This is a genomic window from Rhodoglobus galactosidasius, assembly GCF_054957775.1.
In genome coordinates, this window is sequence record NZ_JBQIAV010000008.1 from 134,667 (window position 1) to 152,825 (window position 18,159).

The 18,159-nt window shown below is 60.2% G+C and carries 16 protein-coding genes, 1 rRNA gene and 1 riboswitch; of the genes, 10 read left to right on the plus strand and 7 right to left on the minus strand.

From position 1 onward, the window contains the following. Positions 1–123 precede the first annotated feature (123 nt). On the minus strand, positions 124–1,560 hold the full coding sequence (gene guaB1 / locus ACTJJW_RS11630; RefSeq protein ID WP_462644831.1) for a GMP reductase: 1,437 nt from the start codon (positions 1,558–1,560) through the stop codon (positions 124–126). 179 nt (positions 1,561–1,739) lie between these two features. Between guaB1 and ACTJJW_RS11635 the strand changes: the two genes are divergently transcribed. Continuing rightward, positions 1,740–5,600: a multifunctional oxoglutarate decarboxylase/oxoglutarate dehydrogenase thiamine pyrophosphate-binding subunit/dihydrolipoyllysine-residue succinyltransferase subunit gene (locus ACTJJW_RS11635; RefSeq protein WP_462644833.1), complete on the plus strand. Its 3,861-nt coding sequence runs from the start codon at positions 1,740–1,742 to the stop codon at positions 5,598–5,600. Between the two features lie 133 nt (positions 5,601–5,733). Here the strand turns inward: ACTJJW_RS11635 and ACTJJW_RS11640 are convergent, their stop codons facing one another. Together ACTJJW_RS11640 and ACTJJW_RS11645 are read right to left on the minus strand one after the other, a co-directional pair. Further along, positions 5,734–5,964: a zf-HC2 domain-containing protein gene (locus ACTJJW_RS11640; RefSeq protein WP_462644835.1), complete on the minus strand. Its 231-nt coding sequence runs from the start codon at positions 5,962–5,964 to the stop codon at positions 5,734–5,736. Further along, the gene (locus tag ACTJJW_RS11645; protein WP_462644837.1) at positions 5,961–6,647 is read right to left on the minus strand and encodes a sigma-70 family RNA polymerase sigma factor; all 687 of its coding nucleotides are present in this window, start codon (positions 6,645–6,647) and stop codon (positions 5,961–5,963) included. Before ACTJJW_RS11645 ends, ACTJJW_RS11640 begins: the two co-directional genes overlap by 4 nt. Before the next feature lie 49 nt (positions 6,648–6,696). On the opposite strand from ACTJJW_RS11645, the gene aroA reads away from it, so the two are divergent. The 7 genes from aroA (at position 6,697) to ACTJJW_RS11680 (ending at position 14,719) form a co-directional block, all read left to right on the plus strand. Further along, positions 6,697–8,103: a 3-phosphoshikimate 1-carboxyvinyltransferase gene (aroA, locus tag ACTJJW_RS11650; RefSeq protein WP_462644838.1), complete on the plus strand. Its 1,407-nt coding sequence runs from the start codon at positions 6,697–6,699 to the stop codon at positions 8,101–8,103. 2 nt (positions 8,104–8,105) lie between these two features. Further along, entirely contained in the window at positions 8,106–9,167 is a 1,062-nt protein-coding gene (gene rsgA, locus ACTJJW_RS11655; protein WP_462644840.1) for a ribosome small subunit-dependent GTPase A, read from the plus strand. Positions 9,168–9,169: 2 nt separating this feature from the next. After that, entirely contained in the window at positions 9,170–9,961 is a 792-nt protein-coding gene (locus ACTJJW_RS11660) for an inositol monophosphatase family protein (RefSeq protein ID WP_462644842.1), read from the plus strand. A 15-nt stretch (positions 9,962–9,976) separates the two neighbouring features. After that, positions 9,977–10,477: a septum formation family protein gene (locus tag ACTJJW_RS11665; RefSeq protein ID WP_462644844.1), complete on the plus strand. Its 501-nt coding sequence runs from the start codon at positions 9,977–9,979 to the stop codon at positions 10,475–10,477. A gap of 148 nt (positions 10,478–10,625) precedes the next feature. After that, positions 10,626–11,990: a bifunctional alpha/beta hydrolase/OsmC family protein gene (locus ACTJJW_RS11670; RefSeq protein WP_462644846.1), complete on the plus strand. Its 1,365-nt coding sequence runs from the start codon at positions 10,626–10,628 to the stop codon at positions 11,988–11,990. 82 nt (positions 11,991–12,072) lie between these two features. Further along, a complete protein-coding gene (locus ACTJJW_RS11675) occupies positions 12,073–12,900 on the plus strand; it encodes a siderophore-interacting protein (protein ID WP_462644848.1) in 828 nt (275 codons plus the stop codon). 121 nt (positions 12,901–13,021) lie between these two features. Continuing rightward, positions 13,022–13,117, plus strand: a riboswitch (glycine riboswitch). 147 nt (positions 13,118–13,264) lie between these two features. Next, complete coding sequence (locus ACTJJW_RS11680; protein WP_462644850.1) at positions 13,265–14,719, plus strand: L-serine ammonia-lyase; 1,455 nt, start codon at positions 13,265–13,267, stop codon at positions 14,717–14,719. A gap of 67 nt (positions 14,720–14,786) precedes the next feature. Here ACTJJW_RS11680 and ACTJJW_RS11685 read toward each other — a convergent pair whose 3' ends face one another. Then, positions 14,787–15,536 (minus strand): pyrimidine reductase family protein, encoded by a 750-nt coding sequence (locus tag ACTJJW_RS11685; protein ID WP_462644852.1) that lies wholly within the window; start codon positions 15,534–15,536, stop codon positions 14,787–14,789. Positions 15,537–15,542: 6 nt separating this feature from the next. After that, the gene (folP, locus tag ACTJJW_RS11690; RefSeq protein WP_462644854.1) at positions 15,543–16,448 is read right to left on the minus strand and encodes a dihydropteroate synthase; all 906 of its coding nucleotides are present in this window, start codon (positions 16,446–16,448) and stop codon (positions 15,543–15,545) included. 219 nt (positions 16,449–16,667) lie between these two features. Between folP and ACTJJW_RS11695 the strand changes: the two genes are divergently transcribed. Continuing rightward, positions 16,668–16,823, plus strand: a complete 156-nt coding sequence (locus ACTJJW_RS11695) for a hypothetical protein (protein WP_462644867.1) — start codon at positions 16,668–16,670, stop codon at positions 16,821–16,823. Here ACTJJW_RS11695 and ACTJJW_RS11700 read toward each other — a convergent pair. Further along, positions 16,770–16,985 (minus strand): SCO4848 family membrane protein, encoded by a 216-nt coding sequence (locus ACTJJW_RS11700; RefSeq protein WP_462644856.1) that lies wholly within the window; start codon positions 16,983–16,985, stop codon positions 16,770–16,772. The two genes, ACTJJW_RS11695 and ACTJJW_RS11700, sit on opposite strands and share 54 nt — an antisense overlap. Positions 16,986–17,069: 84 nt before the next feature. On the opposite strand from ACTJJW_RS11700, the gene ACTJJW_RS11705 reads away from it, so the two are divergent. Further along, on the plus strand, positions 17,070–17,735 hold the full coding sequence (locus tag ACTJJW_RS11705) for an IMPACT family protein (RefSeq protein WP_462644858.1): 666 nt from the start codon (positions 17,070–17,072) through the stop codon (positions 17,733–17,735). 101 nt (positions 17,736–17,836) lie between these two features. Here ACTJJW_RS11705 and rrf read toward each other — a convergent pair. Continuing rightward, positions 17,837–17,953 (minus strand): 5S ribosomal RNA (gene rrf / locus ACTJJW_RS11710). Positions 17,954–18,159 lie beyond the last annotated feature (206 nt).

Consider the following 18,159-nt stretch of genomic DNA (forward strand, 5'->3'; position numbering starts at 1 on the left):
GAGAGAGAAAGGGCGAGAGACAGGTGATGATCGCGCGGGATTTCGGCCCCGGCGACAACTAGAGGGAGGGTCGTCCATTATGGGCTTGAGTATAGGCCAAATTCCTGCGCAACCGCTGCTGCGTTACCAACTCACGGGCAATGCTTTGCCCTCTTCATACCCTGCTGCCGACTGGATTCCCACGAGCGCCCGGTCATGGAACTCGCTGAGATTTGACGCCCCCGCATAGGTAAACGAGCTGCGAACACCCGAAGTAATCATGTCGACCAGATCGTCAAGCGACGGCCGGGCTGGATCTAGGTAAATCTTTGAGCCAGAAATTCCTTCAGCAAACAGCTCCTTGCGGGCCAGCTCATAGGGATCAAGCCCACCAAAACGGGCGCGTACGGCCTTGGTAGATGCCATTCCCCAGCTGGTCTTGTACAGCGCACCAGCATCGTCGTGACGAAGTTCACCAGGGGCTTCGATCGTGCCAGCAAACCAGGAGCCGACCATGACGGATGCCGCACCCGCCGCGAGCGCCAACGCAACGTCTCGCGGGTAGCGCACTCCCCCATCAGCCCACACGTGGGCTCCAAGTTCGCGCGCGGTTGCCGCCGTCTCAAGTACTGCCGAGAACTGGGGGCGCCCCACAGCGGTCATCATGCGGGTCGTGCACATCGCGCCGGGGCCAACACCGACCTTGATGATGGTTGCTCCTGCCTTGACGAGATCGCGCACAGCCGCCGCGGTGACAACGTTTCCGGCAGCAATAGCGACGCCAAGATCGAGCGCCACCACCTTCTCCACCGCCCTGACCATGCCATCTTGATGCCCGTGAGCAGTATCGAGCACGAGTGTGCTCGCGCCCGCCGCAACGAGTGCACGCGCACGGGATGCAACGTCGCCATTGATTCCGAGCGCCGCAGCAACGGCAAGCTTTCCCTCGCTATCGAGGGCTGGCGTGTAGAGGGTCGACCGCAGGGCGCTCTTGACGCTTGTTGCGCCGACCACAGCATCGCCGTCAGTCACGGGAGCAAAGTCGATTCCACGCTCGATGAGAAGGTCGAATAGTTCGCGGGCCGTACCGAACTCCGAGCGGTCGACAGCGTGGGTGTCGCGCCGCGCGAGATCACCGAGGGCTGCCCCCGGCATTGCCTCGCCCAAACGTTCGGCGTCAATTACTCCCGCGAGCGCGCCATTCTCCATCAGCACCACTCCGTGACCGGCGAGCGGTGGAACCTGCAGCAACGCCTGCTCGACCGAATCACGAGGTCTGAGATAGACAGCCGAATCAAGATCGACCGGTTGTGAGCGCACCCAGGCGATTGCGGCATCCATATCTTCGCGGTTGAGGTCCTGCGGCAGAACGCCGAGGCCACCGCGGCGTGCAAGGCTAGCCGCAAGGCGTGGTCCCGTGACAGAGTTCATGTTGGATGCCACGAGCGGAATAGTTGCGGTCGTTCCGTCTCTGGGGGCAAGCGAAACCGCCATCCGGCTCCCGACCGACGAGTGGCTGGGAACCAGAAACACATCTGAGTAGGTCAGGTCATGCCGCGGTGACGTCTCGTAAAAATCCATAACCCCAGCGTAATCGCCGCCGAATAGGAACTTTCTTGATAAAAGTGTCAAAAAAGCGTGATCCATGCGCCTGACGGCCAGCAGACACACAACAAAGCGATTAAGATTGAACGCGATGTCCGGCGTGCGGAATGCACGTCACTTTTTCACACACCAGAACTGAAAGTAGGCGGTTTGACGTGTCAGGCCAAGTAACCGGAATCGCACCAGAAGGTGACTCCTCGGGCGAATTCGGGGCCAACGAATGGTTGGTCGACGAGATGTACGAAAAGTACCTCGAAGACAAGAATCTTGTGGATGAAGCGTGGTGGACGTTCCTCGAGAACTACCACCCCGCGGTAGACCCCACACCGACAGAAACAACTCCTGTCGCCACCCCCGACACTTCAGACGCCGTGCAAGCAAAGACGCCTGCCGCACAGCCGTCGGAGCCGCAAGCCCCGGCCGAGCAGAAGACCGCAGAGCCTAAGGCGTCCGAACAGTCACCTGCAGTCGAGAAGCCTGCAGAGAAGCCGTTCGTCGACGAACCCAACCCGAGCACGGGAAGCCAGCCGGTCGCACGCACCACGTCGGTCGAGCCCAAGCCGCAGCCGATCCCGGCAGAAGCTCCCGCCACCGCGCCAATTGACACGACTCAGGCGCCTGCCGCACCGAAGCCCCAGGCTGAGAACATTGTTGCCCCGCTTCGCGGCGCAGCGAAGAGTCTCGCAGCGAACATGGACTCGAGCCTCACGGTTCCGACCGCAACAAGCGTTCGCACCATTCCTGCCAAGCTCATGATCGACAACCGCATTGTCGTCAACAACCACCTCAAGCGTGCTCGTGGCGGCAAGGTGTCGTTCACGCACCTCATCGCGTGGGCGATCATCCAGACTCTCAAAGAGTTCCCCAGCCAGAACGTCTACTACGACGAGCCAGAGGGCAAGCCTTCGGTAGTTACTCCCGCGCACATTAACTTGGGTATCGCCATCGATATGCCCAAGCCGGATGGCACGCGCGCTCTCGTGGTTCCCGGCATCAAGCAGGCCGAAACCATGGGCTTTGGTGAGTTCCTTGTTGCCTACGAAGACGTGGTTTCGCGTGCTCGGGCCAACAAACTCACCGGCGCTGACTACATGGGCAACACTATTTCACTGACCAACCCCGGCGGCATCGGCACCGAGCACTCGGTCCCTCGCCTCATGCGTGGTTCGGGAACGATCGTCGGCGCTGGCGCGCTCGAATATCCGGCCGAGTTCCAGGGCGCAAGCCTTCGCACCCTCACCGAGCTGGGCATTGGCAAGACGATTACCCTCACGAGCACCTATGACCACCGCGTCATCCAGGGTGCAGGTTCGGGTGAGTTCCTCAAGAAGATCCACGAGCGTCTCATCGGCGAAAGCCACTTCTACGAAGACATTTTCGCGGCCCTTCGCATCCCGTATGACCCGATTCACTGGGCCAACGACATCAGCGTCGACCTTGCAGACAACGTCAACAAGACGTCCCGCGTTCAAGAGCTCATCAACTCCTTCCGGGTTCGCGGTCATCTCATGGCCGACACCGACCCGCTCGAGTACCGTCAGCGTTCGCACCCCGACCTCGATATCTCGAGCCACGGACTCACCTTCTGGGATCTTGACCGCGAATTCGTCACGGGCGGCTTCGGCGGCAAGCGCCAGGCATTGCTGCGCGAGATCCTTGGGATGCTGCGCGACGCCTACTGCCGCACTGTCGGCATCGAGTACATGCACATTCAAGACCCTGCACAGCGTCGTTGGATTCAGGATCACGTCGAGAAGCCGTACACGAAGCCCGGCCACGACGAGCAGATGCGCATCCTCGGCAAGCTCAACGAGGCTGAGGCATTCGAGACGTTCCTGCAGACCAAGTACGTCGGCCAGAAGCGCTTCAGCCTTGAGGGTGGAGAGTCAACGATCGCTCTTCTGGATGCCGTCATCCAGAAAGCCGCCGAAGCTAACCTCGAAGAGGTCGCGATCGGCATGGCGCACCGCGGTCGCCTCAGTGTGCTCACGAATATCGCCGGCAAGACTTACGGTCAGATATTCCGCGAGTTCGAAGGAACTCAAGACCCGCGCACCGTTCAGGGTTCGGGTGATGTGAAGTACCACCTCGGCACCGAGGGCAGCTTCACTGCCGCCGATGGTCGACAGATTCCTGTCTACCTTGCGGCAAACCCGTCGCACCTTGAGGCTGTCGATGGCGTTCTTGAGGGTATCGTTCGTGCCAAGCAGGATCGCCGCCCGATTGGTTCCTATGCAGTTCTTCCTGTGATGGTTCACGGTGATGCCGCAATGGCTGGCCAGGGCATCGTGGTTGAAATCTTGCAGATGTCGCAACTGCGCGCGTACCGCACCGGCGGAACCATCCACGTCAACATCAATAACCAGGTTGGGTTTACGACCCCTCCCGGTGAGGCTCGCACGTCGCAGTACTCCAGCGATGTCGCTAAGACGGTTCAGGCTCCGATCTTCCACGTCAACGGTGATGACCCCGAGGCTGTGGTTCGGGTTTCTGAGCTCGCCTTTGCGTACCGCCAGAAGTTCCACCGAGATGTTGTCATCGACCTGATTTGCTACCGCCGCCGTGGTCACAACGAGGGCGATGACCCTTCGATGACGCAACCACTGATGTACAACCTGATCGAGGCCAAGCGTTCCGTTCGTACCCTCTACACCGAAGGTCTCGTCGGTCGTGGTGACATCACTCAGGAAGAGTACGAAGCCAGCCACCAAGACTTCCAAGACCGTTTGGAGCGCGCATTCGCTGAAACGCATGCAGCACAGACAGGTTCGATGCCGATCCTCACGCAGGATGGCAACGGAATCTCCGATCTTGAGCGCCCAGATTCGCAGCGCGACGATGCTGTCGGTGAACCCATCACGACGGGAATCGACGAAAGCATCGTTCACCTCATCGGTGATGCGCACAGCAACCCGCCCGCCAATTTCACGGTGCATACCAAGTTGCAGGCACTGCTGCGCAAGCGCGTTGACATGAGCCGTAAGGGTGCCATCGATTGGGCATTTGCCGAGTTGTTGGCTATTGGTTCGGTGCTGCTCGAAGGCACTCCGGTGCGTATGGCAGGGCAGGATGCTCGCCGCGGCACCTTCGTGCAGCGTCACGCTGTACTGCACGACCGCGAAAACGGTCAAGAGTGGCTGCCGTTGCAGAACCTCTCAGAGACCCAGTCGCGCTTCTGGATCTATGACTCGCTGCTCAGCGAGTACGCAGCCCTGGGCTTCGAGTACGGCTACTCGGTAGAGCGCGCCGATGCTCTGGTTATGTGGGAAGCCCAGTTCGGCGATTTCGCCAACGGCGCTCAGATCGTGATTGACGAGTTCATCTCCAGCGCCGAACAGAAGTGGGCGCAGCGTTCAAGCGTTGTCATGCTGCTTCCGCACGGTTATGAAGGTCAAGGCCCCGATCACTCGTCGGCGCGCATCGAGCGCTACCTGCAGATGTGTGCCGAAAACAACATGATCGTTGCTCGGCCGTCGACTCCTGCCTCGTACTTCCACTTGTTGCGTCGTCAGGCATACTCGCGTCCGCGTCGACCACTCATCGTGTTCACGCCTAAGGCGATGCTTCGCTTGCGTGGCGCAACGAGTGATGTTGCCGACTTCACGAGTGGTCGTTTCGAGCCAGTGCTCGATGACGTTCGCCTCGAAGACAAGTCTGGCGTCACTCGCGTGATTGTCACGTCGGGCAAGACGTACTACGACATCGTTGCCGAGCTCGACAAGCGCGAGATCACTCACATCGCGGTAGTACGCATGGAGCAGTTCTACCCGCTGCCCGTCACTGACATGAACGAGATACTCGCGAAGTACCCGAATGCCGACATCGTGTGGACTCAAGACGAGCCCGAGAACCAGGGTGCGTGGCCGTTCATCAGTCTGGAACTGCAACGCCACATGGATGCGCGTGAGATCAAACTCGCATCGCGTCCGCCATCCGCATCGCCTGCGACCGGTTCGTCGAAGCGCAGCGCGCTTGAGCAGGCAGAACTGATCGACCACGCGATTACGCAGCCCTAGGCTCGTGCAACCGCGTTAACGACGAAAGCGGGCATCCTCTTCGGAGGATGCCCGCTTTCGCGTTGGCGCTCTGCGTCACACTTTTATCGGCGCCCTGCGTCACAAGGTTGTTGGCGCTCTGCGCAACAAGTCTTTAGGCGTCTGCCAGCTTCGACAGGATCGCGTTGCGCAGTTCGTCTGGTGCTGTCTCGCAACAGGCCTGCTTGACCTTGAGCTTGAGCGCGAGCGCAACGAGGTGTTCACTCGTGCATGACTCGCAGTTGTCGAGGTGATCGGAAACATCCTTAAAGTCTGCTTCGTTGAGTTCGCGGTCGAGGTACTCCTCGAGTTCGGCTTTTGCTTTTTCGCAACCGCAGTCGGTCATTTCTTGCTCCTTGATGATGCGGACGTGCCAGGGGTGCGGTCACGCGCATAGTCGGCCAGTAGTTCACGTAGCATGCGACGGCCACGGTGCAGTCGACTCATTACGGTTCCTACAGGGGTCTTCATGATGTCGGCGATCTCTTGATACGAGAAGCCCTCGACGTCGGCGAAATACACTGCGAGCCGAAAATCTTCGGGGATCGACTGAAGTGCGTCTTTCACTGCGCTGTCGGGCAGGTGATCGATTGCTTCAGCTTCGGCCGAACGCGTCGAGACTGACTGGGTTATCGACTCTGCGCCGCCCAGCTGCCAATCTTCGAGTTCGTCGATTGTTCCTTGATACGGACTGCGCTGGTTCTTGCGGTAGATGTTAATGAACGTGTTCGTCTGGATGCGGTACAACCAGGCCTTCAGGTTCGTGCCCTGCTGAAACTGTCCGAATGCCTGAAACGCTTTGACAAACGTTTCTTGCACGAGGTCGGCAGCATCGCTGGGGTTGCGGGTCATGCGCATGGCGGCACCAAAAAGTTGGTCCATGTACGGCAGCGCTTGCTCTTCAAACTGCCGTCGTTTGTCCGCGGCGGCGGTGTCGGTGGCGCTGTGCTCAACTTTGTCGGTAGTCATCAGCGACAATTCTAGTTCGCTAATCACGGCATCCGGCTGAGTGCTCAGTAATGCAGTCATGCTGGCGCCTCCTCCGTGGTGTGTAAAACGTCGATACTCTTAGTAACTAATGTTCGTATCCAAGTATTCCAACCCAGAGTTCAGCCCCTACGACGACGACTCGGTGCCAGAGACTACGGTGCCCGGCAATTGGCCCGCACCGACGGTCACTCACGCCCTGTCCGCATCGCTGAGCCTTCCCGGCAGCAAGAGCCTCACTAACCGTGAGTTGGTATTGGCTGCTCTGGCGGATGGCCCTTCCGTTCTGCATTCGCCGCTGCACTCACGCGACAGCGCGCTCATGATTGAAGCGTTACGCGCTCTCGGCGTGGGAATCGCAGAAGTCGCGACCGGTAACGTCTTTGGTCCTGACCTTGCCATCACTCCGGGTGAGCTTGAGGGCGGAAGCTCGATCGATTGTGGCCTCGCCGGAACTGTTATGCGTTTCTTGCCTCCGGTTGCTGCTCTTGCGCTTGGCCCAGTCGCCTTCGATGGAGATGAGGCGGCTCGCCGTCGCCCGATGCGCACCACTATTGATTCGCTACGTGCACTTGGTGTGGATGTTTCCGCCGATGGTCGGGGAACACTCCCCTTCAGCCTCTATGGCATGGGTTCGGTGGCTGGTGGAGAGATCAGCATCGATGCGTCAGCGTCAAGTCAGTTTGTTTCTGGGCTGCTGTTGACTGCCGCCCGCTTCGATAACGGCCTCACGTTGCGTCACACCGGTGAGAAGCTGCCGAGCATGCCCCACATCGAGATGACGATTGCGTGCTTGGCTGCGCGTGGAGTCATCGTCGAAAGCCCTGAGCCTGGCGTGTGGGTCGTGCCTGCTGGTCCGATTCGCGCAATCGATGTCGAACTTGAACCCGACCTCTCGAACGCTGCTCCGTTCCTCGCTGCGGCCGTTGTCGCTGGTGGAACGGTCACGATTGAGGGCTGGCCAGCATCCACGACTCAGGTGGGCGCAGACCTCGAACAACTTCTGCCCCTGTTCGGCGCAACGAGTACACGTGCCGACGGTGCACTCACCATCGACGGCGGCGCAGGTGTCATCGGCGGCGACAGCTACCCCGGAGTCGAAATCGACCTGAGCACGGGCGGCGAACTCGCACCGGCAATCGTTGCGTTGGCCGCGCTGGCCTCATCGCCCAGCACCATCACCGGAATTGGGCACTTGCGCGGACACGAAACTGATCGCCTCGCCGCGCTCAGCGCCGAAATCAATGCACTCGGTGGAGCGATAACCGAGCTCGACGACGGCTTACACATTGAACCGCGTACACTCCACGGCGGCGTGTGGCACAGCTACGAAGACCACCGCATGTCGACCGCCGGCGCAATCATTGGCCTCGCCGTTGAGGGTGTGGAGATCGAAGGCATCGACGCGACAGCCAAGACGCTGCCCCAGTTTCCCGCACTCTGGGCGACGCTTGTGGGCGACGCCCCACTCACCACCGACACTCTCGGGTTGCTGTAACTATGAGTTGGCTCACCGGCGACGACGATGACGACGACCGCAAATACAGCGAATACGACGAGAGTTCGGTGCGCATGCGCCCAAACCCCAAAGCCAACAAGCCACGAAGCAAGATTCGCCCCGAGCATGCAGATGCCATCGAAGGGCGCGTGTTCAGCGTCGACCGCGGGCGATACGGAATTTGGGTCGATGAGGGAACCGCTGACGAACGCCAGATCATCGCCGCGCGTGCCCGCGAACTCGGGCGCAACCAGCAGGGCAAAGTATCGGTCGTTACCGGCGACTGGGTTGACCTCGTTGGTGACACAAGCGGAACAGAGGGAACCCTCGCGCGCATCGTTCGCATCCGCGAGCGCATGACCCTTCTCCGGCGCAGCGCAGATGACACGGATGCCGTAGAACGCATCATTGTGGCCAACGCAGACCAGATGCTCATTGTCGTTGCCGCCGCCGATCCGGAGCCGCGACCGCGACTTGTCGACCGCTATTTGGTAGCCGCATACGATGCCGGAATTACTCCCATCCTGTGCATCACTAAAACTGATCTGCAAGATCCGGCTGAGTTCTTGGAAAATTTCGCTGGACTCGAGTTTCGGGTGATCGCCAGCCGGTCAGATGAGGTTCCACTCGACGAGCTTCGCGAGCTCTTGAAGGGTCACACCACCGTGGCGGTAGGACACTCGGGCGTCGGAAAGTCGACACTGGTGAATGCGTTGGTTCCGGATGCGAATCGCGCGGTTGGCCACGTCAATGCTGTGACCGGTCGAGGCAGACACACGTCGTCGTCAACGATCTCGTACCGCGTTGGTTCTGGCTGGGTTGTCGATACGCCCGGAGTTCGGTCGTTCGGTTTGGGCCACATCGATCCGAGCAAGATCTTGTCCTCGTTTACTGACTTGGCGGTGCTCGCTGAGGAATGTCCGCGCGGCTGCACGCACCTTCCGGATGCTCCGGACTGCGCAATCTCCGAAGCGGTCGCGGCTGGGGCACTCGGTGATGTTGGTCGGCTGCGATTGGATTCGTTCCAGCGACTCATCACGACACTGGGTTCCACTAGCGTGTAGGTGTGACTGAATATACTCTCGCTGACGATCTTTCTCTTGCTCTCGCGCTTGCTGGCGATGCTGACCTCATCTCGCTTGATCGCTTCACGGCGCTCGATCTTGAGGTCACCACTAAGCCCGACCGCACGCCGGTAACCGATGCAGACAAGGCTGTCGAGCGCGGCATCCGTGCCGGTATTGCTGCTGCGCGCCCGGGAGATTCGATTCTGGGTGAAGAGTATGGCGAGGCTGGCGACTCGAACCGCCAGTGGATCATCGACCCCATCGACGGCACTTCCAACTTTTTGCGCGGTGTGCCAATCTGGGGCACCCTAATCTCGCTCGTCATTGACGGAGTCCCGCAGGTTGGCGTGGTCAGTTCGCCGGCGCTCGGCAAGCGCTGGTGGGCGGCGATCGGTCATGGCGCGTTCGCTCAGGCACACGGCGGCGAACCCGAACAGCTTTCCGTTAGCAAGGTTGCTTCGCTAGAGGCGGCATCCATCAGTTACAACAGTTTGACCGGGTGGGATGACGCCGGTCGCCTCGATGCGGTGGTCGCGCTCACCCGCGCAACGTGGCGTTCGCGTGCGATCGGTGACATGTGGGCCTACATGTTGCTTGCCGAAGGCGCTTTAGATGTGGTCGGAGAGTTCGACCTGAAACCCTATGACATGGCTGCGCTGATCCCGATTGTGCTCGAAGCTGGTGGGCAGTTCACGTCAATGACTGGTGAGCTAGGGCCGTGGCACGGCAACGCGCTGGCGACCAACGGAATAATTCATGATGAAGTGCTCAATTTTTTGCGCTCTCACTAAGGAGACTCCCCTTCCATGACGACGGAAAAGATCTGGCGCCGGGCGCTTGCGATCGCAACGGTGGCAACCGCAACGGTAGCCCTCAGCGGTTGCGGCATCCTCAATCAAGTGACCAACGAAATTTCGGATACCGTAGACCCGGGCCCCGGCACCACTCAAGACGTCTTCAGCCTTAAGATTGGTGATTGTGAAGCTGGAAACCCGGCCGAGGGCGAGGTCTCCGAGACCAAGGTAATCGACTGCGCCGAGCCTCACGGAAGCGAAATCTACGCCGCGTCGTACCTTCCGGATGGTGACTTTCCCAGTGATGAGGCGATCACCACCCAGGCCAACACCGATTGCAAAGCCGAATTTGAGTCGTTCATTGGCGCCGATTTGGGCGATTCAATGTACAACTACTCCTGGTACTACCCCACTGAGACAAGTTGGGCCGACGGCGATCGCGAAATTCTGTGCATTGCGTATCACGATGGCGGAGAGCAGACCACTGGTTCACTCGCAGGGGTAGCCAAGTAGAGATTTTTCGCTAAACGGCTGCCGAAGATTTAGGTGTGCGACAGCCGCTCAGCTCGTTAGAGGGAACAATCTGTACCGGCAAATGTGTTGCATCCATTATCCGGATGAGAAACGCTGGACGTGCTTCGAATACAAGGTGGTATCGACAATGAAGATCGAATTTCCTGGATCAGACAACAACATGTTGGCGGCACGACTAGAACTGCCAGAGGGCACGCCCGCTGCTTTCGCGCTATTCGCCCATTGCTTCACGTGCTCGAAGGACTCGTTCGCCGCATCCCGCATCTCCAAAGCACTAGTCGATTATGGAATCGCCGTGCTTCGTTTTGACTTCACCGGGCTCGGTGGATCGGATGGCGACTTCGCGAACACAAATTTCACGTCGAACATCGAAGACGTCGTCGCTGCGACAGAGTACTTGCGCGACAACTACCGCGCACCCTCACTGCTCATCGGACATTCCCTTGGCGGTGCTGCCATTCTTGCTGCGGCCCACCAGGTTCCTTCTGCGCGAGCACTCGTGACCATCGGCAGCCCGAGCGACCCCTCCCACATCACGAACCTGTTTGCCGATGCCAGTGCTGAGATCGAGAGCGCGGGCGAAGCGAACGTACAGCTCGGCGGGCGCGAGTTCCGGATTCGCAAACAACTGCTCGACGATATTGCCGCCCAACCGCAGTCCGCTCGACTGCGCGATCTGGATGCCGCACTTCTCGTCGTTCATTCCCCTGTCGATCAGACGGTCGGCATCGACAATGCGCGTGAGCTTTTCGAAGCTGCCAGACATCCCAAATCATTTATTGCGCTCGACGGAGCGGATCACCTGCTCAGCAATCGCGACGACGCTGCGTTTGCGGCAAGCATTATTGGGGCGTGGGCTGCGCGCTACGCCTTTGGCAGCACAGCGTCACTGTCCGCGACCACCGCGGCCTCCGGTAGCACCACGGCCGCTACTGCGCCAGCCAGCGCAGCGATTGCCGCTGCCGCACCTGCCACCGCTGCCGCTGCCACCACCACTGCGCCTGCCGCAGCGAGCCCAGTACCGGCCGTGAGCCCGAATGCCACCGTCACTCAAGACGGAAGCTCGGTGATTGTTAGCGAGAGCGGTCCTGCGCGTTACGAGCAGCGAGTATTCGCGTCTGGGCATGAATTCATCTCTGACGAGCCTGCCCCGTTCAGTGAAAACCATGGGCCCGGCCCGTATGATTTCATTCTCGCTGGGCTCGGCAGCTGCACCTCGATCACCATGCGGATGTACGCCGACCGCAAGAAGATGCCATTGACTGGGGTGAGCGTGCGGTTGACCCGCGAGCGCATCGCGGCCGCGGAGTGCGACCACTGCACCTCAACCGAGGGCATGGTTGAGCACATTACCCGTGAGCTTACCTTCGATGGAGAGCTCAGTCAGGAACAACGTGACGCGCTCCTCGTGATCGCAGACAAGTGCCCTGTGCATCGCACATTGGAGGGCGAGATTTCGATCTCTACAAGCGTCACGGCCGTCGACGTGTAGCCGTAGCGACATCCGCACGTTAGAGTTATTAGGCAACCCTAACTTCTCGAGTGAAATGAGCCGGCGCCATCGCCAACCGTCTATGACCATTGAACGCGACACCGTCAAACACCCCCTCGTCGTCCGACACGTCACCGTCAGCGCGGTGAGTCACCCCACGCCGAACATCGCTCGAATCACTCTGAGCGGTGACGAGCTTGAGGGGTTTGTCAGCAGCGGACCCACCGACCACGTCAAGGCGTTCTTTCCGGATCCTGTTACTGGCAAACTCGCTGCTCCCATCATGACCGAGTCCGGCATCAGCAAGCCCAAGGGCGGCGGCGTGATTTCTCGTGACTACACTCCCCTCGGTTTCCGGAGCACCGACGGCCAGCACGAGCTCGACATTGATTTCGTTGTTCACGGTGATGAGGGTCCCGCCTCTGCTTGGGCTGCCCACGCAACCGTGGGCGATTCTCTCGTGATCGCTGGCCCCCGGGGATCGAAGTTGCTTCCCCGTGGAGCCACCCGCGTGATTCTGGTCGCCGACGAAACCGCACTTCCCGCCAGCTCACGGTGGATCGATATGCTTCCAACGTCAGTGCACATCACCGCACTGTTCGATGTGTCTGACGGGAGCGTGGAAAGCTACTTCACCGACGAGCAGAAGGCACGAATGTCGGCCGAATGGTTCTACCGCCGCGACGGACTCGGTCAACTGGATGCTGCACTGCGTGCGCTCGGTGAGATCGGGGAATCGACCTTTATCTTCCTTGCTGGCGAGGCGACAACGTTGGTGCCCCTGCGTCGCTACCTGCGCCGCGAGTTGGGCCTGCCCAAACAACAAGTGGCGGCCGATGGGTACTGGCGTCGTGGCGTCACGAATGCCGACCACCACGAGCCGATTGATCCCACCGATCCCGAGGACTAGAGACTGAAACGGTCATGCCATGCAGCCTGACCGAACACCCAATTAGCCCTCAGCATCCGCTCAATAATTCGGTGTCGTTCGCGGCCGAAAGTGTATGCTGAGGGCACAAGTGAACAGCCGTCATACCGCTGCGGGAGAGCCCTTCCGATCGTTGGTTGGCGCCGTAGGAGCAAACCCTCTCCGGGAATCTCTCAGGCACCAGTACCGCAGTGGCTAGGCAACTCTGAAAAGTAGTCGGCCCTGCCCGACTCGCCGACGGGGCAACGCGACGCCACAAGCGTGCGGAAACTCTCAGGCCCGATACAGAGCGGAGAGGACTCAACGACGCCCGCACGAAGATGTGTGGTGAAGAAATGGAGTCACCGTGCCAATTCGCAACCTGACGCCCCGAACTGAAGTACCCACACCCTCTCTCGAAGAGGTTCCGCTCAGCAGCTTTGACCTGTTCACGGTCGGTATTGGCCCATCGAGTTCGCACACGGTCGGCCCTATGCGCGCCGCCGCATCATTCGCTGCAGACCTTGCCGAACATCGGATGCTCGACTCTGTCGCCTCGCTCAGCGTGCGACTCTATGGCTCCCTCGCCGCTACGGGTGCAGGTCACGGCACTATGAGCGCCGTGCTTATTGGGTTGGAGGGCAAACTCCCCGACCAAGTTCTGCCTGCGGAGATGGAGACGATTCTCGAGCGGATCGAAAGTTCCGGGATATTGCAGCTTGCAGGCAGCCGCGAAACCCCGTTCACTGAGGGCGCGATTGCGCTGCATCCGCTCACCGTTCTCGACGGGCATCCGAATGGCATGCGGTTCGCGGCATACGATGCGGATGACAACGCTGTGCTCGAGGCAACCTACTTCTCGATCGGGGGCGGATTCATCTACCGAGAGGGCGACAACCGTGACGGCAGCTCGTCCACCGGCCCGGCAGCAGTCGCGGATCCCTTGCCGTTCCGCACCGCCGCACAGCTCTTAGCCCACTGTCGCTCAGAGGGTCTCAGTTTCAGCGGCGTGATGCTCAAAAACGAACTCGCTCGTCGCACTCAGGCCGAAATCACCGCTGGACTCCTGCATATTCGCGACGTTATGGACGAGTGCAAGAACAACAGTCTCGAGCGCACCGGCAACCTTCCCGGCAATCTGAAGGTGCGTCGACGCGCACCAGACTGGCATGCACGTCTGCGCAAAGAAGACCCCGACCGGGATCCCGCATTCTGGCAGGAGTGGGTAAACCTTGTTGCTCTGGCCGTGAATGAAGAGAATGCTTCTGGAGGGCGAGTCGTAACCGCGCCCACCAATGGCGCCGCGGGCATCATCCCTGCGGTGCTCTTCTACGCGACGCACTATGCGCCGGGGATGAGGGATGCGGACCAAGCGACGAAGGATGACGCGACAGAGCGTTTCTTGCTTGCCAGCGCCGCCGTCGGCGTGCTCTACAAGCGCATGGCATCGATCTCGGGTGCTGAGGTCGGATGCCAGGGCGAAGTCGGTTCAGCGTCGTCAATGGCCGCTGCTGGTCTGGCCGAGATCCTCGGCGGAACTCCGGAACAGGTCGAAAACGCTGCCGAAATCGCAATGGAACACAACCTCGGACTCACGTGCGATCCCATCGGCGGCCTCGTGCAGATCCCGTGCATTGAGCGAAACGCGATCGCCGCCGCCAAAGCGATCAACGCCGCGAAAATGGCGTTGTGGGGCGACGGTGAGCACCGCGTCTCGCTCGATGAGGTCATTATCACGATGGCCGAGACCGGCAAAGACATGAGCTCGCGCTACAAAGAAACCTCGATGGGCGGGCTCGCGGTCAATGTTGTCGAGTGCTAGAGCTCGCAGGCCATTCGCTATTCCCGTAGCCGCCCAGGCGCAGACTGGCAGGTCTGCCGACAAATTACTAGCGAGCCGTCCGCACGTAACGCAGTAGGAGCGTGCCGTCATCGCCGCCAAGCGCATGCGCCAGTGCCATGTCCTGCGGGGTTGCCTCGGCAGCATCCACAATTCGGCGAGCTGAGCCACCTTCCAAGCGGGGGCTGACGGTCAGACAGAGTTCGTCGACCACTCCTTGAGCGATCATCGTGGCAAATAGTGTCGGCCCGCCCTCGCTGTGCAGTTGCGGATAGCCGCGCTCGGCAAGAACATGTTTCAGTTCGACGGTATCTACCTCCGTATCGCCAGCGACAATCACCTCCGCCACCTCCGACACCTGGGCGCGCGCCCTTGCCGGAGCACTTTCTGTTGTGATCACGAACGGTCGCGCAGCATAGCCAGCGAGGTCGCTCGGTTCGAGACGCAGCGACGCACTCACCACCGCAAACCGCGGTTGTGCAGCGAGGCCATTGGCTTTCCGCCATTCCACAGCATCCTCATCGAGCGCCAGATTTCGGTAGCCCTCTTGGCGCACTGTTCCCGCACCGACCACAATCACATCCGCTAGTCGCCGCAGCAGCGCGAAGACTCGACCGTCGGTAGCAGTGCCGAGCGGGCCCGAAGTGCCCTCGTGGGTTGCCGCACCATCAATGCTCGAGACAAAGTTGGCACGCAACCAGGGCACGGAACGATCTGCGATCGCATAGCTGGCCAGCAATTGTTCGTCGCCAACTTCAGCGCCGGCAGTGAGTGTTCGGATCTCGGATGAGGTTGCCATCAGAATCTACCTTTCGTTTGCGTCTGACATGTTGTGCTTCAGCAGCGCGGGCTCACGCAGCCCCAAGATGGCCTCGGCCATGCGCACCGCCGCGACAGTTTCGGAGACTTCATGCACTCGAACCACCCGCGCACCGTTCAGCACACACGCCACGGCTGCGGCGAGCGAACCCTCGAGGCGCTGCGACTTGGGCATGCCGAGTACTTCGCCAATGAAATCCTTATTGGAAAGTGCGACCAATGTCGGTATTCCAAGTGCGGTGATCACGTCGAGCCGCCGCGTGAGTTCGAGGCTGTGCAGAGTGTTCTTGTTGAGGTCGTGCCCGGGGTCGACAAAAAGCCGCTCTTCAGGCACCCCTGCAGCCCGCGCAATCTCAACCCGTGCCGCCAAAAAGTCACAGACTTCTGCGGCGACATCATCGTACTGTGGTCGCGCAAACTGTGTGCGTGGGCTTGCCCGCGAGTGCACTAGAACGAGGGAGGCTTCGCTTTCGGCAACCACCGCTGCGAGGTCGGGATCACTAAGACCAGTCGTATCGTTGATCACGTTAGCGCCAGCCTCGATGCTGCGCCGTGCAACCTCTGCGTGGAAGGTGTCGACTGAAATCACCACATCAGACTCCTCACGCAGGGCTTGCACGACGGGAACGACGCGCGCTGCTTCTTGCTCGATGCTCACAGCATCCCCTGGCGCAAACGGGACTCCGCCGATGTCGACCCAATCCGCACCGTACTCCACTGCTCGCAGCGCTGCTGCAACGGCATTCTCGAGCGCGAAATTGGCCCCCGATTCGTAGAAGGAGTCTGGGGTGCGGTTGACGATCGCCATGACAGCAACCTGACGGGAGAAGTCGAACGTGCGGTTGCTAATTGTGCGGCGGGGATGCCGAAGCGGCGGCAGCGCAAAACTCATACTCCCTATACTGGGCGACAATGCTGACAAGCGCATCGGCAATCGGACGCGCTTTAGGGAGTGTCGACTAGTGACAACGTTTGCGATCGCTCGAATCTACGAATCACCGCTGGACACTGATGGCTATCGTGTACTCGGCGACAGGCTCTGGCCCGCGGAGTCAGTAACGCGGATGCCGCACTCGATGAGTAGTGCAAAGAGTTGGCACCCAGCCCCGAGTTGCGCACCTGGTGGAATCACGACCCGCAATCCTTCGACAGGTTCGCATCTCGCTACCGCGCAGAGCTCGACGAAATAGAGCCTGCGGCTGCACGCTCTGTGCTAGCTCGCGAGAAGAAGAATCCCTGCGATAGCGGATGCCGCAGCAAGCAGTAGCGCGACGGCAAGCAGCACGGCGTGCACTCGGTAGAACGCTGTCGGCTTGCCTGCGGTATCCCGCGCTCGAGGATCAGAACTCACCCGTTTGAAGAATCGTGGCCACGCGACAACGTTGAAGAGCGCACTGAGAAAGAGAACGATTGCGGCAAACAGCTCCATGATGTTCTCAGCCTACGCCTGCCCGCCCCTGCTCTTGCGTGGCACCCACACCCACACAAAAGCTACTTGGGAGAGAATGGACAGATGGTCGAGTTCACATTGCGCGGCGGTGTCGGCTCTTGGGCCGAGGCCGAACTGGACGTCAAGCGCTCACGGTTCGTGTGCCGGATCGTGCGCGTGGACGTCGAGGCTGATGCCCGCGGCGTCATTGATGCGGCTCGCAAGTTGCACTGGGATGCACGACACCACTGCTCTGCCTTTGTACTGGGTTCGAGCAGCGCGCCCGACCAGGTGCGACGCTCTAACGACGATGGCGAACCGTCGGGCACCGCGGGTCGTCCGATCCTCGATGTGTTGAACGGCCGCGATCTGATCGACTGTGTTGCCGTAGTGAGCCGCTATTTCGGCGGGACGCTGCTGGGCACCGGCGGGCTGATCCGGGCCTACTCGGATGCGACTGCAGCAGCCGTCAACGCTGCCACAACTCGGAACGGGCTTGTGCTGCGCGAACGCCGCGAGCTGTTTCGTCTGTCGCTTCCCCATGCGGATGCCGGCCGCATCGAGGCAGAACTTCGACAGCTCGGAGTCGTGGTGCTTGGCACAGAATACGGCAACTCAGCTGTGATGACGATCACGTCAGCGCCCGACGGCGAGCCGGCGTTAGCTGCGCTGGTTGCGAGCGCTACGGCAGGCGAACGGATGCTCGAGCCTGCCGGCACCGAGTGGGTCGACGGCGAACTGTACGGCTAACCATCGCGGCGCAAACCGCAATGGCTCCTAAATTGGGTTTCTGCAGTGACTGGTTAACGCAAAATAGCCACACCCGAAGGTGTGGCTATTTTACAATTGAAGTCCGGCGGTGTCCTACTCTCCCACAAGGTCCCCCTTGCAGTACCATCGGCGCAGAGAGTCTTAGCTTCCGGGTTCGGAATGTAACCGGGCGTTTCCCTCTCGCTATGGCCGCCGAAACACTATTGATTTATGTATCAGTCTGGGCCAGTAAACATAACCTGGAACCCTCCCGAAGGTGGATCCCGAGCTGTGTTAGCTGGGCGCAGTTCCCGACCGTAAATCGGGAACCACAAAGTGGACGCGAGAATTCTTCTCAGTCACCATCGCAACCCTAAAGGGTTCCGGTGAGGTGGGGTGTTATCAATTTATCGACTTATTAGTA